The 13,547-nt window shown below is 71.7% G+C and carries 13 protein-coding genes and 1 tRNA gene; 4 read left to right on the top strand and 10 right to left on the bottom strand.

The window, feature by feature from the left end:
• Nucleotides 1-98: 98 nt before the first annotated feature.
• From rpoS to surE, 4 genes are read right to left on the bottom strand one after another with little or no spacing between them, the layout of a single operon-like run.
• Nucleotides 99-1,139 carry an RNA polymerase sigma factor RpoS gene (gene rpoS, locus SM757_RS20645; protein WP_407655787.1) on the bottom strand — a complete coding sequence of 347 codons (1,041 nt, stop codon included), beginning with the start codon at nucleotides 1,137-1,139 and terminating at the stop codon, nucleotides 99-101.
• Nucleotides 1,140-1,168: 29 nt separating this feature from the next.
• Nucleotides 1,169-2,152: a peptidoglycan DD-metalloendopeptidase family protein gene (locus SM757_RS20650; RefSeq protein ID WP_322466876.1), complete on the bottom strand. Its 984-nt coding sequence runs from the start codon at nucleotides 2,150-2,152 to the stop codon at nucleotides 1,169-1,171.
• 19 nt (nucleotides 2,153-2,171) lie between these two features.
• A complete protein-coding gene (locus SM757_RS20655) occupies nucleotides 2,172-2,987 on the bottom strand; it encodes a protein-L-isoaspartate(D-aspartate) O-methyltransferase (RefSeq protein ID WP_066341667.1) in 816 nt (271 codons plus the stop codon).
• A complete protein-coding gene (gene surE / locus SM757_RS20660; protein ID WP_322466877.1) occupies nucleotides 2,984-3,739 on the bottom strand; it encodes a 5'/3'-nucleotidase SurE in 756 nt (251 codons plus the stop codon). The genes SM757_RS20655 and surE overlap by 4 nt, the downstream gene beginning before the upstream one ends.
• A gap of 199 nt (nucleotides 3,740-3,938) precedes the next feature.
• Between surE and SM757_RS20665 the strand changes: the two genes are divergently transcribed.
• Nucleotides 3,939-4,535 (top strand): response regulator, encoded by a 597-nt coding sequence (locus tag SM757_RS20665; protein WP_066341663.1) that lies wholly within the window; start codon nucleotides 3,939-3,941, stop codon nucleotides 4,533-4,535.
• Nucleotides 4,536-4,569: 34 nt separating this feature from the next.
• Here the strand turns inward: SM757_RS20665 and SM757_RS20670 are convergent, their stop codons facing one another.
• Together SM757_RS20670 and norR are read right to left on the bottom strand one after the other, a co-directional pair.
• On the bottom strand, nucleotides 4,570-4,941 hold the full coding sequence (locus tag SM757_RS20670; RefSeq protein WP_157119227.1) for a hypothetical protein: 372 nt from the start codon (nucleotides 4,939-4,941) through the stop codon (nucleotides 4,570-4,572).
• Nucleotides 4,942-4,951: 10 nt separating this feature from the next.
• The gene (norR, locus tag SM757_RS20675) at nucleotides 4,952-6,550 is read right to left on the bottom strand and encodes a nitric oxide reductase transcriptional regulator NorR (protein WP_322466878.1); all 1,599 of its coding nucleotides are present in this window, start codon (nucleotides 6,548-6,550) and stop codon (nucleotides 4,952-4,954) included.
• A gap of 159 nt (nucleotides 6,551-6,709) precedes the next feature.
• Between norR and hmpA the strand changes: the two genes are divergently transcribed.
• The 3 genes from hmpA to SM757_RS20690 all read left to right on the top strand — a co-directional run bounded on the left by hmpA (nucleotide 6,710) and on the right by SM757_RS20690 (nucleotide 9,377).
• Entirely contained in the window at nucleotides 6,710-7,900 is a 1,191-nt protein-coding gene (hmpA, locus tag SM757_RS20680; protein ID WP_322466879.1) for an NO-inducible flavohemoprotein, read from the top strand.
• Between the two features lie 137 nt (nucleotides 7,901-8,037).
• Complete coding sequence (locus SM757_RS20685; RefSeq protein WP_066341658.1) at nucleotides 8,038-9,219, top strand: HPP family protein; 1,182 nt, start codon at nucleotides 8,038-8,040, stop codon at nucleotides 9,217-9,219.
• Between the two features lie 73 nt (nucleotides 9,220-9,292).
• Nucleotides 9,293-9,377, top strand: a tRNA-Leu gene (locus tag SM757_RS20690).
• 52 nt (nucleotides 9,378-9,429) lie between these two features.
• Here the strand turns inward: SM757_RS20690 and SM757_RS20695 are convergent.
• The 4 genes from SM757_RS20695 to SM757_RS20710 all read right to left on the bottom strand — a co-directional run bounded on the left by SM757_RS20695 (nucleotide 9,430) and on the right by SM757_RS20710 (nucleotide 13,525).
• Nucleotides 9,430-10,809, bottom strand: coding sequence for an adenylate/guanylate cyclase domain-containing protein (locus SM757_RS20695; RefSeq protein ID WP_322466880.1), 1,380 nt, complete (start codon nucleotides 10,807-10,809; stop codon nucleotides 9,430-9,432).
• Complete coding sequence (bufA1, locus tag SM757_RS20700; protein WP_322466881.1) at nucleotides 10,809-11,189, bottom strand: DUF2282 domain-containing protein; 381 nt, start codon at nucleotides 11,187-11,189, stop codon at nucleotides 10,809-10,811. Before bufA1 ends, SM757_RS20695 begins: the two co-directional genes overlap by 1 nt.
• Nucleotides 11,186-12,163 carry a YeeE/YedE thiosulfate transporter family protein gene (locus tag SM757_RS20705; protein ID WP_322466882.1) on the bottom strand — a complete coding sequence of 326 codons (978 nt, stop codon included), beginning with the start codon at nucleotides 12,161-12,163 and terminating at the stop codon, nucleotides 11,186-11,188. Before SM757_RS20705 ends, bufA1 begins: the two co-directional genes overlap by 4 nt.
• A gap of 297 nt (nucleotides 12,164-12,460) precedes the next feature.
• A complete protein-coding gene (locus SM757_RS20710; RefSeq protein WP_322466904.1) occupies nucleotides 12,461-13,525 on the bottom strand; it encodes a patatin-like phospholipase family protein in 1,065 nt (354 codons plus the stop codon).
• Nucleotides 13,526-13,547 lie beyond the last annotated feature (22 nt).

Raw genomic sequence — 13,547 nt, forward strand, 5'->3', positions numbered from 1 at the left:
TATCCCGCCCGCGGCAAAGGTGCCCCCTTGCGCGCGGCCATGGCGGCGGCGGCGCGCGAGACAAATTCGCGGCGAACCGGGCCCGCCTGCTGCTTCGGTCAGAAGATGGAGTCGCGGTCCACGCCGTGGCGGGCCATGCGCCGCTTGAGCTTCACCAGCGCCTCCTGCTGGATCTGGCGGATGCGCTCGCGCGTGAGCCCCATGCGCTCGGCCAGCACCTCCAGCGTCTCGGGCTCGCGGTCATGCAGCCCGTAGCGGCCGGTGAGCACCTCGCGCTCGCGCTCGTTGAGCTCGGAAATGCCGCTGCGCAGCAACTGCTCCACCTCGCGCACCAGGGTTTGGCCCAGGGGATCGATGGCCTGGTCGTCGGCCACGGTGTCCAGCATGGACTCGCCCTGGTCGCGCTCCAGCGGCGCGTCCAGCGAGGTGGGCTGCTCGGCAAAGCGCAAAAGCGCCGCCACCTCCTGCACCGGACGGTTCAGCGCCGCGGCCACCTGCTCCACGCTCACCGCGCGTTCCTTGGACTGGCCCGGCTTGGCGTTCTCGCTCTCCAGCGCGCGGCGCATCTTGAGCACCTGGTTGAGCTCGCGCACCACGTGCACCGGCAGCCTCACCAGGCGGGCCTGGTGCATGATCGCCCGCTCTATGTTCTGGCGTATCCACCACGAGGCGTAGGTGGAGAAGCGAAAGCCCCGCTCCGGCTCGAACTTGCCGATGGCGTGCATCAGCCCCAGGTTGCCTTCCTCTATGAGGTCGGTCATGGGCAGGCCGCGGCCCAAGTAGTTCTTGGCGATGCTCACGACCAGGCGCAGGTTGCGCTCGATCATGGCTTGCCTGGCCTGGAAGTCGCCGGCGCGGGCGCGCACGGCGGTTTCGTACTCCTGCTCGGCGGTGAGCAGCGGCGCGCGGCGGATCTCGCGCAAATAGAGCTGCAGGGTGTTGCCGACGTCGGACTCGCCCATGGGCAGCGGCGTGCTGCCTTCGGCGGCCGCGGCAGGCTCGGCGGCGTGGGCCGCGTCAGGCTCGGCCAGGGCGCCTGGCGGCGCCGCGGACTCCAGCTCGTCCAGCGCCGCCACCAGCGGCGCGATGTTCACCGGAATCACCGCCGAGCCCTCGCGTACATCGAATCGCTTGCTCATCGGTCACCTCCGGTGAAGAAGTCATGCCGTCAACGCGGCGGAAGCAGCCGGGTCGGATCGATCGGCTTGCCCTGTTTGCGGATCTCGAAGTGCAACTGCACGCGACTGGCGTCGCTGGAACCCATCTCGGCGATACGCTGCCCACGCTTGACGACCTGATCTTCCTTGACCAGCAGCGTCTGGTTGTGTGCGTAAGCCGTGAGGTACGTGTTGTTGTGTTTGACGATGACGAGGTTGCCGTAGCCGCGCAGGCCCGACCCGGCATAGACCACGCGGCCATCGGCGGCGGCCACGACGGGGTCGCCCGCCTTGCCGGAGATGCTGATGCCCTTGTTGCGCGAGTCGTCGAAGGCGCTGGAGACGCTGCCGCCGGCCGGCCAGATCCAGTTGATGTTGTCGTCCGGGTCCTTGGCCGCCGTCTCGCGCGCCGGCGCGGCGGGCGTGGGCGCGGCGGACGCCGTGTCGCTGGGCGTGGCTGCGGCCGTCACGGGCGCGGCGGTGGACGCAGCGCCTGCCGGGCTGGAAGCCGACGCGGACGAGGAAGCCGAGGCGCCGGAGGCCGCCGCGCTTGCGGAAGCGGCGGGCTTGGCGTCCAGCGGGCGGCTTTCCACGCGCGAGCTGTTCACCGGGCGCGAGGCCACGGCCGTCGGGTCCACGTTGGGCGGCACCACGCGCACCACCTCGCCGACCTCGATCAGGTTGGCGTTGTCTATGCCGTTCCAGCGCGCCAGGTCTTTCCAGCTCTGGCCGTTTTCCAGGCCAATGCGAATGAGCGTGTCGCCGGGGCGGACGGTGTAATAGCCGGGCTTGCCGGCGTTTTCAATGCCGCGCAGCGGCTTGACGGGCACTTCAGGCACGGCCACGGGCGCGGGCGCCGTGGACTGCGGGCGCACGGGCGTGCGGGCGCGATCCTCGACGGGCGCTTGCTGCGTGGGCGATGCGCAGCCGACGATCAGCACCGTCGACACGCCGGCCGCCACGGCCCAGGCACCACGCCAGGAGATGGAACTCATCGACAAAACGACCCTCCGTTCAACCAAGGCCGGATTTTAGGGGCACGAAATGCACGGCCTCGTGCACCTGACGCACCCAGTCGGTCTCGGTGCGGTCCACCACCATCAGCACCTGGCCGCCCGCGGCCCGGGTATGCAACGGGGCCACCAGGCGAGCTCCCGGGGCCATCTGGTCCAGCCAGGACTGCGGCAGCGCCTCGCCACCGGCCGCGGCAATCACGGTGTCATAGGGGGCATTGGGCGGATGACCCTGGCAGCCGTCGGCCCACACCAGCCGCATGTTGGCGCGGCGCAGCGGCTGCAGCAGCGTGCGCGCGCGCTCGTGCAGCGGGCGCAGCCGCTCCACCGAAATCACCTGCGTGCCCAGCACGCCCAACAGCGCCGCCTGGTAGCCGCTGCCCGTGCCGATCTCCAGCACCCGCCCAAGCGAGCCGCGCTGGCGCGCGGAACGGCCCTCGAACAGCAGTGCCAGCATGCGCGCCACCACCGAAGGTTTGGAAATCGTCTGGCCGTGGCCTATGGGCAGCGCCGTGTCCTCGTAGGCCTGCGCCACCAGCGCCGGGTCCACGAAGTGGTGGCGCGGCACCTGCTCCAGCGCCTGCAGCACAGGCTCGCACAGCAGCCCTTGCGCGCGCAGGCGCTGCACCATGCGCGCGCGCACGGCCACCGAGTCCAGTCCAAGGCCGCTGGGCAGACCGATAGGCGCGCTGCGCCGGCGCGCGTCGGCGGCGGCTTCGTGCACGGGGCGTTGCGGGCGCTGCGTGGTGCCCGGCGCCTGGGCGCCGGGCGAAACCCGGTCCAGGCCTATGGGAAAGCGCGGCCCGCGCGGCTTCATGGCTGCGTGCGCTGCAAGGCGGCGCGCCACGCGGGCAGCGTGGCATGCGAGGTCAGGTCCACCTGCAGCGGCGTGATGGACACCTTGCCGTGGGCGGTGGCGTGGAAGTCCGTGCCCTCGCCGGCCTCGCGCGCGTCGCCCGCAGGGCCTATCCAATACATGGGCTCGCCGCGCGGGTTGAGCTGCCGGATGACGGGCTCGCTGGCGTGGCGCCGGCCCAGCCGCGTCACCATACGCGGCAGCTTCTCGGCCTCGGCATGAACGGGGATGTTGACGTTGAGCAGCCACGGCCCCGGCGCGGGCGGCTGGCGCAGCACCTCCTCCACAATGGCGCGCGCCGTGCGCGCGGCGCTGTCCAGGTGCTGCCAGCCGCGCTCGGTCTGCGAGAAGGCGATGGCCGGCACGCCGAAGAGAAAACCCTCCATGGCTGCGGCCACGGTGCCGGAGTAGAGCGTGTCGTCGCCCATGTTGGCACCGTTGTTGATGCCCGACAGCACCAGGTCCGGCCGCTGCGGCAGCAGCCCGGTGAGGGCCACGTGCACGCAGTCCGAGGGCGTGCCGTTGACGACGTTGAAGCCGTTGCCCGCCTTGAACACCGACAGCGGCCGGTGCAGGCTCAGCGAGTTGGAAGTGCCGCTGGCGTTTTGCTCAGGCGCGATCACGTCGATCTCGCCCAGGTCCTGCACGGCAGCCACCAGGGCGGCCAGGCCGGGCGCGAGGTAGCCATCGTCGTTGGCGATGAGAATTCGCATCGATGCTTTCTGTTGGGGGAACAGCCGGCAAGCGGCCGAAACAGGCCGGATTTGGCAGCCCGGCACGAGAGGCGGCACCGCCAAAGCGGGCGCAAGGTTAGCGGGTGTTAGGATAATTTCAACAACTCGACGGCCGCATTTCTTCACGCCCGCGCTGCCGGCGCAGCGGCTTCTTATCCCAGAACAAAGCTGCACCACCATGGCCGTGAAGGTCTTGATTCTTGAAGGCAATCCGGTCGCGCGCAGCTTCCTTTGCCGGGTCGTTGGCGAGAGTTTCAGCAGCGACATGGCCATCACCGAGGCCCCGACGCTGGAGTCCGCGCGGCGCCACCTGGCCGGCACGCAGGACGACCCCTTCCGCCTCGTCCTGGTCGATCTGGAGCTGGCCGACGGCGACGGCCTGACGCTGTTGTCCGAGCTGGCCACCGCCCCCGCCTGTTGCATCGCCACCACGCTGTACGCCGACGACGAGCACCTCTACCCCGCGCTGCAGCGCGGTGCCGACGGCTACCTGCTCAAGGAAGACCGCTTCGAGCTGCTGGTGGAGGAGCTGCAAAAAATCGTGCGCGGACAGCCGCCGCTGTCCCCCGCCATCGCGCGGCGCATGCTGGCGGACTTTCGCGACGCCCCCGCCGCCGCCGCGCTGACGCCGCGCGAAAACGAGCTGCTCACGTTCCTGAGCAAGGGTTTCACGAGCAAGGAAATCGCCGGGCTGCTCGACCTGCAGCGGCCGGGGCTCAACGAGCACCTGCGCGCCATCTACGGCAAGTTCGCCGCGGCCAGCCGCCCGGCTTGATGTCCCAAGGCCGGCGCCCACCGGCGCCCGGCCGTCACTCCTCCACCGCCTCCCACACCAGCGACACGCGCTGCACGCCCTGCACCGCCGTGGTGGCCAGGAGGCGCAGCGGCTGCCCCGGCGGCAGCTGCAAGCTGAAACGGTAGTCCAGCGAGTCGCTGCCCTCGCCGCTCTCCACCCGGCGCGACCAGCGCAGCGCGCCGTCCACCGACACGCGCAGCTCGTGCCACGCGTCCTCCACGCCGGTGCGGCGCTTCACCACGAAGCGGCAGTCGAGCTCGAAATGCCGCTCGCGCTGCGCGTCGGCCGGAATGTCCAGGCGCGCCACGTCGGCGCCGCCCGCGTCCAGGCTCCAGCGCTCGCGCGGCCCCTGTGCGCCCAATCGGATGCTGTGTTCCTTGCCCATGGCCGCCAGCTTAGCCAAGCCCGCGGCGCGGGCCCGCCGGCAGCCCCAGGCGGCGCACCAGCCGGTGGAAATTGCTGCGATCCATGCCCGCCTCGCGCGCCGCCGCCGACATGGAGCCGCCATGCCGCGCCAGCGACGCCTGCAGCCAGCGCCGCTGGAAGGCGTCGGTCGCTTCCCGCAAGCCCATTCCCGGCGCCGCAGCCGCATCCGCCGGCTCGGCGTCGGCTGCGGTCCGCGCCTGGATTTCGGCGCCGGCGGCTTCGTTGGCGGCCGCCACGGGCAGCAAAGGTGGCGACAGGGCCGCGCCCGCCGCCACGTCGCCCAACAGGTGCCGCGGCTCTATGGCCACCCAGCGCCCCTTGCCCGCCTCCATGCGCGCGCGCAGCGCCGCGCGGCTGACCAGGTGCTCCAGCTCGCGCACGTTGCCGGGCCAGGACTGCTGCAACAGCAGCGTCCTGCTGGCCGGCGACAAGCGCAGGTTGCGTGCGCCCAGGCGGTGCTGGTTCTCCTCCAGGAAACCCTCGGCCAGCGCCAGCACGTCGCGCCCACGCTCGCGCAGCGGCGGCACCAGCAGCGGGTACACCGCCAGCCGGTGGTAGAGGTCGGCGCGAAAGCGCCCGGCCGCCACCTCGGCCGCCAAGTCGCGGTTGGTGGCGGCGATCACGCGCACGTCCACGTGGACCAGCTCGTCGCTGCCCGGGCGCTGCACTTCGCCGCTTTGCAGCACGCGCAGCAGCTTGGCCTGCACCGCCAGCGACAGCTCGCCCACCTCGTCCAGGAACAGCGTGCCGCCGTCGGCGAGCTGGAAACGCCCCGCGCGTGCCTGCGTCGCGCCGGTGAAGGCGCCGCGCCGGTGGCCGAACAGCTCGCTGTCGGCCAGCGTTTCCGGCAGCGCCGCGCAGTTCACCTGCACCAGCGGCCGCTCGGCCCGCAGCGACTCGGCGTGCAGCCGCTGCGCAACGAGCTCCTTGCCCACGCCGGTCTCGCCCAGGACGAGCACCGTCAGGTCGGTCGGCGCGACGGTGGCGATCTCGCGCCGCAGCCGCTGCATGGCGGCGCTGCGCCCAAGCAGCTCGCGCGGTGCGCGGGTGCTGGCCTGCAGCTCGCGGACCAGCTCGTGCTCGTGCGCGGCGCTGTCGGCCAGCTCGCGAATGGTCTGCGCCGCTTCCAGCCCCTGCTCCACCAGGCGTGCCAGCGCCGGCAACTGCGCCTGCACCGCGTCGAAGCGGGCGGGCTGCAGGGCGTCCAGCGTCAGCAGCCCCCAGGGCTCGCCGCGCAGGCGCAGCGGCACGCCCATGCAGTCGTGTACCGGCAGGATTTCCGGCTGGTGTGCCACCAGCCCGTCATAGGGGTCCGGCAGCGCGCAGTCCGCCGGCAGCCGCAGGCCCTGCGGGCTGCGCAGCAGCAGCGCCAAGCGCGGATGGGCCTGCACGGGAAAGCGCCGGCCCATCACCTCCTCGTTGAGCCCCTGCACGGCCACGGGCACCAGCGCCTCGCCGTCCAGGCGCAGCAGCGCCGCGGCATCGGCCTGCGCCATGGCCTGCACGGCCGAAAGCAGCGCGGCATGGCGCGCGGACGGGGACGGGCTGGCGGGTGGCTGTGTGCTCATGACTACATTGTGGTGTTTCCGACAACGATACGCACGCAGTCGAAAAGACCACAACCAAACGCACCATGAGATAAATCAAGCACTTGCCTTGACACAGCCACCTGGCCCGCGTCTTGATAAAGGACAAACACCCTTGCCCGCATCCGACTGGAGACCGACATGCTGTCCGCCAAGACCATTGCCCTGGTGAAAGCCACCGTGCCCGTGCTGCAAGAGCACGGCGAAGCCATCACCCGCCACTTCTACCCGCTGATGTTCCGCGAGCGTCCGGAAGTGAAGGCCTTTTTCAACGAGGCGCACCAGGCCGGCGGCACGCAGCCGCGCGCGCTGGCGCATGCCGTGCTCGCCTACGCCGCCAACATCGACCGGCTGCAGGCCCTCTCCGGCGCGCTGCCGGCCATCATCCACAAGCACGTGGCGCTGGGCGTGCTGCCTGAGCACTACCCCATCGTCGGCCAGTACCTGCTGCGCGCCATCCGCGAAGTGCTGGGCCCGGCCGCGACGGACGAGATCATCGACGCCTGGGGCCAGGCCTACGGCGCCCTGGCCGACGTGCTCATCCAGGCCGAGGAGCAGCTCTACACCGAGAACGCCCAGCGCCCCGGCGGCTGGCGCGGCGCGCGCGCCTTCCGCGTCGCGCGGCGCGAGGTGGAAAGCGAGCTGATCACGTCCTTCTACCTGGCCCCCGTGGACGGTGGCGCCCTGCCCGCCTACCAGCCCGGCCAGTACCTGACGCTGGTGCTCGACATCGACGGCCAGCCCCTGCGCCGCAACTACTCGCTCTCCGGCGCGCCGGGCGGCGACACCTGGCGCATCAGCGTCAAGCGCGAACAAGGCGGCAAGGTCTCCAACTGGCTGCACGACCAGGCGCAAGTGGGCACCGAGCTGCAGGTGCTGCAGCCCGCGGGCGAATTCGTCCTGGACGAGGCCACGGCCCACCGCCCGCTGCTGCTGGTCACCGGCGGCGTGGGCATCACGCCGGCCATGGCCATCCTGGAAACCGTGGCCGAAACGGGCCGCCCCGTGCACTTCCTGCACGCCGCGCGCCACGGCGGCGTGCACGCCTTCCGCGAGCGCGTGCAGGCCCTGGCCGCGCAGCACCCCAACGTGCAGGCCTTCTTCCTCTACGACGAACCGCGCCAGGGCGACCAGCCGCACGGCGTGGGCCGACTGACGCCGGACGTGCTGGCCCAGCACCTGCCCGCCGACCGCGACGTGGACCTGTATTTCATAGGCCCCAAGCCCTTCATGCAGGCCGTGCGCCACCAGGCGCTGGGTTTGGGCGTGGCGCCGGACCGGCTGCGCTGGGAGTTCTTCGGCCCGCTGGAGCAGTTCCAGGACGCCGCCTGAGCACCGGCACGGGAAAAGCATTCAACGGCGGGCCACGGCGCCCGCCGTTTCAGCTTTCCCCTTGACCCTAAACACGCACCAAAAGCGGGCATAGGGCAGACTCGCGCCCTTTGCCGGTAAGACCCCCTCCGTTCGTGATGCAGTTTCCACGCACCCTGGATCTTCAACGCCTGCTGCCGCCGCGGCTGGACGTGGCGCCGCGCGAGCGGCTGCGCGCCGCCGCGGGCGGCCTGGTGGGCATTCTGTTCACCGCGCTGCTGGCGCGGGCGATGCTGGAGGCGGGCCAGGCCTGGCTGATCGCCCCCATGGGCGCCTCGGCCGTGCTGCTGTTTGCCGTGCCGGCCAGCCCGCTGGCGCAGCCCTGGCCGGTGTTCGGCGGCAACGTGATCTCGACCGCCGTGGGCATGGCCTGCCTGCTGGCGCTGGGCCCCACGCCGCTGGCCGCGGGCCTGGCGCTGGCCCTGGCGCTGGTGGCCATGTTCGCGCTGCGCTGCCTGCATCCACCCGGCGGCGCCCTGGCGCTCACGGCGGTGTTGGGTGGCCAGGCCGTGCAGGCGCAGGGGTTCCACTTCGTCCTCTCGCCCGTGGCGCTGGACACGGCGCTGCTGCTGCTGGCGGCCGTGCTCTACAACAACCTCACCGGCCGCGCCTACCCGCATCGCGCGGCGTCCGCGCCCGGCCATGGCACGACCGACGCCGCGCCCAACCGCCGCGTGGGTTTCACCTCCGAAGACCTGGACGCCGTGATGCACCGCTACGGCCAGGTGCTGGACATCGACCGCGACGACCTCGACAGCCTGCTGCGCCAGGCCGAGGCGCAGGCCTACCGGCGGCGCTTCGGCGTGATCCGCTGCAAGGACATCATGTCGCGCGACGTGGTGACGGTGGAGTTCGGCACCTCGCTGGACGAGGCCTGGCACCTGCTGCGCCGCCACCGCGTCAAGGCGCTGCCCGTGCTGGACCGCGCGCGGCGCGTGATCGGGATCATCACCCTGGTGGATTTCATGAAGCACGCCCAGCTCGACCGCCATGACGGTTGGGCGCGCAAGCTGCGCGATTTCCTGCGGCCCAGCGGCCTCACGCACAGCGACAAGCCGGAGGTGGTGGGCCAGATCATGAGCTCCGGCGTGCACAGCGCCAGCGAGGACACGCACATCGTGGAGCTCGTCCCGCTGCTGTCCGACCTGGGGCTGCACCACATTCCCGTCGTGGACCAGGACCGCCGCCTGGCCGGCATGGTCACGCAGTCCGACCTCGTCGCCGCCCTCTACCGCGGCGGCCTGGACGAGGCCACCGGCTACGAAAAAGCAGTTGCCTGAAAAAAATCGATAGAAACGCTTGCGCAGTCGCTAAAAACACTGCTAAACTGCGCAGCTTCTGAGACGAACACCTGCCCAGGTGGCGGAATTGGTAGACGCACTAGTTTCAGGTACTAGCGGGTAACTCCGTGGAGGTTCGAGTCCTCTCCTGGGCACCAACAAAAAGGCCAGCATGCACATGCTGGCCTTTTTCATTTCCGGCACCGCGAATCACATTTGCTGATTTTGTGGGCGGCGTGGGCGATCTGACAGCACTGCCAAATCCAGCGGCTGCGCAACGCCGGCCACCTCGACTTGCGTGCACACCGGCTTGTCGCCGCGGTAGCCCTGTGCCCGCGCCCGCTCGCAGGCCTCGCGCGTGGCGAGGGCCCGCGTGCCCTGCGCCTTGTTGTGCTTCTCCAGCTTGGCCGCGAGGTTCACCGCGTCGCCGATGACCGTGTACTCCAGCCGCCGGCCGTCGCCCACGATGCCGGACACCACCTCGCCCGTGGCCAGGCCTGCGCCCACGTCCGGCGCGGCCAGGCCCGCCTCCCGGCGCCGCGCGCGCCAGCCGTCCACCGCCTGCACGATCTCGTCCACCGCCCGCAGCGCCCGCGCGGCGTGTGACGCATCCGGCACCACGGCGCCGAAGCTGGCCAGGATGCCGTCGCCCAAGTACTTGTCGACGCTGCCGCCGTGCCGGCGGACGATGGGCACCACCAGCCGCTGGTACTCGCCCAACAGCGCGATCACGCCCTCCGGGCCCAGCTCGGCCGCCGCCTGGGTGAAGCCGCGCAGGTCCAGGAACAGGATGGCCGCCTCGCGCCGCTCGCCCTGCCCCGCCATCAGCTCGGCCTCCGAGGCCGTGATGCGCCGCGCCACCGCGTCGTCGAAGAACAGCGACAAATCCGCCACCGCGCGCTCCCGCGCCAGGGCCCGCACCAGCAGCGCGCGGGCACGCGCCAGGGCCAGCGCCAGCGTGGCGGTGAACACGGCCAGCGCCAGCAGCCGGTCCAGCTCGGCGCCCAAGTGGACTTGCAGCGAGCGCAGCGAGGTCACGTAGTCCCAGGTGAGGGGTTGAACCGGCGCGCCCCACAGCACCCAGGCCAGCAGGGTGAACCAGCCCAGCAGCGCCGTGCCGCCGGAAACGAGCACCCACAAGGGCTCGAAGCGCAGCGCGCGCAAGCCGATGAGGACGAAGACATAGACGAAGGCCGGGCCCTTGAGCGCGAGCTGCGGCGGCTGCTCGTACTGCAGCGCCGTGGCGGCCAGCGTGCCCAGCAGCACCGCCATCTCCGCCACCACGCCGGCCGCCAGCAGCGCGCGGCCCAATTGGCCGGTCCACGCGGCGTAGAGGCGCAGCAGCACCAGCAGCGCGAACAGGCTCAGGCCCAGCGGCGCGGCGCGCACGGGCGCGTCCGGCGCGTAGCCGGGCGGCGTCACGCCCACCAGCGCCGACAACAGCACCAGCAGCAGCAACTGCACCGCGGCCACCAGCAGCTCCGCGCGGAACTGCTCGGCCTGCAACTGCTGACGCACGCGAGCGGGCAAGGCGTCGTCCAGCGCATCCAGCAGCAGCCAGGCGCGCCAGCGCGGCGAGGTGGCAGCCATCAGGCGCCGCCGCCACCGGCACGCAGGCGGCCGCCCGCGATGCGCTCGCAGGTGCCCGCGGGCAGGCTGATCCATTCCTGCGCCTGCGCATCCGCGCGCGCCTGCCCGGCGCAGGCGTGGGTGCTGGTGCCGCAGTCGTTGCGCCCGGCGCGCACCACGCCGTGGCAGCGCTCGCGCTCCAGGCTGAAGGTGCTGCCCGAGGCGCCGAGCAGGTGGGTGTAGCGCTGCACCGCCGCCAGCGCCGCCAGCAGCGCGCCGCTGAGCACCAGCGCGTTGCCCAGCGCGGTGGCGCGGCCCGGGGCGGCGGGCCGGGAGGCCGGCGCCGGTGCCGGTCCGGCCGGCGCGGCGGTGTCGATCCGCGAAGCCTGCTCCGTGCTCATGGCGCCTCCTTGCCCAGCGCCGGCAGGCGTTGCCGCCGCGACAGCCGCATCGCCGCCGCGATGGTGAGCACCATCACCGCCAGGGCCAGCCAGGCGTGGGCGTGCAGCAGCGGCAGCCCAACCAGCAGCAGCCCGTCGTTGGAGCCGGGAATGAGCAGGCTGCCCACGGCCATGAGCGCGCCGCCGGCCAGGCTGCGCAGCCACTGGGCGGGCGTGGGCCAGGCCGGCTGAAGGCGCCCTGCCGTCCAGCCGCCCAGCACGGCACCGCCCAGCAGCGCGGCCAGCAGCTCCAGCGGCAAGGTGGAGCTCGCCGCCATGCGCCGCGCCAGCGCCGCCAGCAGGTCCGTGTAGGCCCAGGCGCCCGCGATGAGCCAGCTCAGCAGGAAGCAGATGCCGATCACGGTGGTGGCCGCATGCGGCGCCCACACCCGCGTCGGCAAGGCGCGCAGCGCCCCGTCCCGCAGGCCCCACACGCCGCGCACCAGGCGCCACAGCGCGAACAGGACGAAGGCGGCGGCCAGCGGCGCCGCCGGCAGCCCGCCCGCGTGCGACGGCACCGGCGCGGCGGGTGCCGGCAGCACGGCGCCAAGGCCCAGGCAGCCCAAGTAAAAGCCCAGCGGCACGGCCGCCTGGGCCCATTGCCCGCTGCCCAGCCGCGCGATGGCGCCGAACACGCAGGCGCCATTGAGCCAGGCGCCGGCCCCCAGCAGCACCGCGCCCGCCACCGTGGCGGCCGAGACGGGCTGTGCCGCCGGCATCACCGCGGTCCAGCCCGCGGCCTGCGCCAGCGCCAGGCCGCCGGCCACCCACAGCGCCGCCTCGCCCATGGCGCGCAGCCGCCGCGTGCCGCGCTGCTGGACGAATTCCTCCACGGCCGCGACCGTGCAGGTGCCTCCGCGCTGTATGGCGAAGCCCATGAGGGCGACGCAGGCGAGCACGGCCACCGTGGCGGCCCCGCCCAAGGCTGTTTGCATGTTTCGCTCCTTGCTCAGCGATTCAGGTGTCGCGAAGCGTTGTTGCGCCCCTCCGCCCCGTGGCCCAGGCGCTTTGCACCCTCACCCGTCATGCCCGCGAAAGCGGGCATGACGATGTAGAGGGCGAGGCGCCTGAGCTGACGGGAGGCGAAGGCCTTCCCCGCATTCCCCAGCCAGCGCTCGCGCGGGTAGGCCATCGTTCACCCACGTGCCCGTCGCCCACCCATTGCATGGCAGCCATCGTTCAGATTTCTGAACAGTGCACCTTGCAAAACGGCGGCGCCCGCAGAGGGCGGCTCACAAGAATTCCGCTCTCAAATCCACGCTGGAGCGCACGCCCAGCGCGTCGAAGTGCTGCTGCAGCCACTGCCCGGCGTGGGCGCGGCCGGCGTCGCGCAGCTCGGTGAGGAAGTCCCAGTCGCAGTTGAGCTTGCTGGAGGCGTCGTAGCCGCTCATCACCTCGTCGGCGCGGATGGAGTGGATGAGCATCTGCTTGAACTCCCGGCTGGAAAGCTGGCCCTGCTCGATCAGCCCGGTGACGAAGACGATGGCCCGCATCTCGCGCATCAGCGAGGAGTTGAAGCTCACCTCGTTGAGCCGGTTGAGGATTTCGCCGGCCGTGCGCGGCACGCCGGGGCGGACGATGGGGTTCAAGTGGACGATGACCACGTCGCGTGCCGCGCAGTCGTAGATCAGCGGAAAGAGGGCCGGGTTGCCCATGTAGCCGCCGTCCCAGTAGGGCTCGCCGTCTATCTCCACGGCCTGGAACATGAAGGGCAGGCAGGCCGAAGCCAGCACGGCGTCGGCGCTGACGTCGGCGCAACTGAAGATGCGCACCTTGCAGGTCTGCACGTTGGTGGCGCACAGGAACAGCTTCACCGCCGAGTGCTGGCGCAGCCGCTCGAAATCCACGTGCCGCTCCAGCACCTGGCGCAGCGGATTGAAGTTCAGCGGGTTGAGCTGGTACGGCGAGAACATCCGCGTGAGGAACTCCATCCACTGGTAGGCGGGCGAGTGCTCCAGCGAAAAGCCGCCGAAGGACTGCATCCAGCGCATCCAGGGCATGGCGCGGTAGGGGTTGCAGCGCTCGCCGGTCTCGGCGATGTCGCGCCAGAACGCCTGCAGCGCGGCGCGGGCGCCCTCCGGCCCGCCCGCGGTCCAGCCCTGGGCCAGCACCGCCGCGTTCATGGCGCCGGCGCTGGTGGCGCTGATGCCCTCGAAGCGGATGCGGCCGTCCTCGATCAGCCGGTCCAGCACGCCCCAGGCGAAGGCGCCATGCGCGCCCCCGCCCTGCAGCGCCAGGTTGACCGTCTTGACGGCGGGCCGAGGCGCGGCGCGCCGTCGCTCGGATTTCACAAGCATGTCCATGGCGCCTCCTTGATGA

Source organism: Azohydromonas lata (genome assembly GCF_034427735.1).
Classification (GTDB): Bacteria; Pseudomonadota; Gammaproteobacteria; order Burkholderiales; family Burkholderiaceae_C; genus Azohydromonas; species Azohydromonas lata.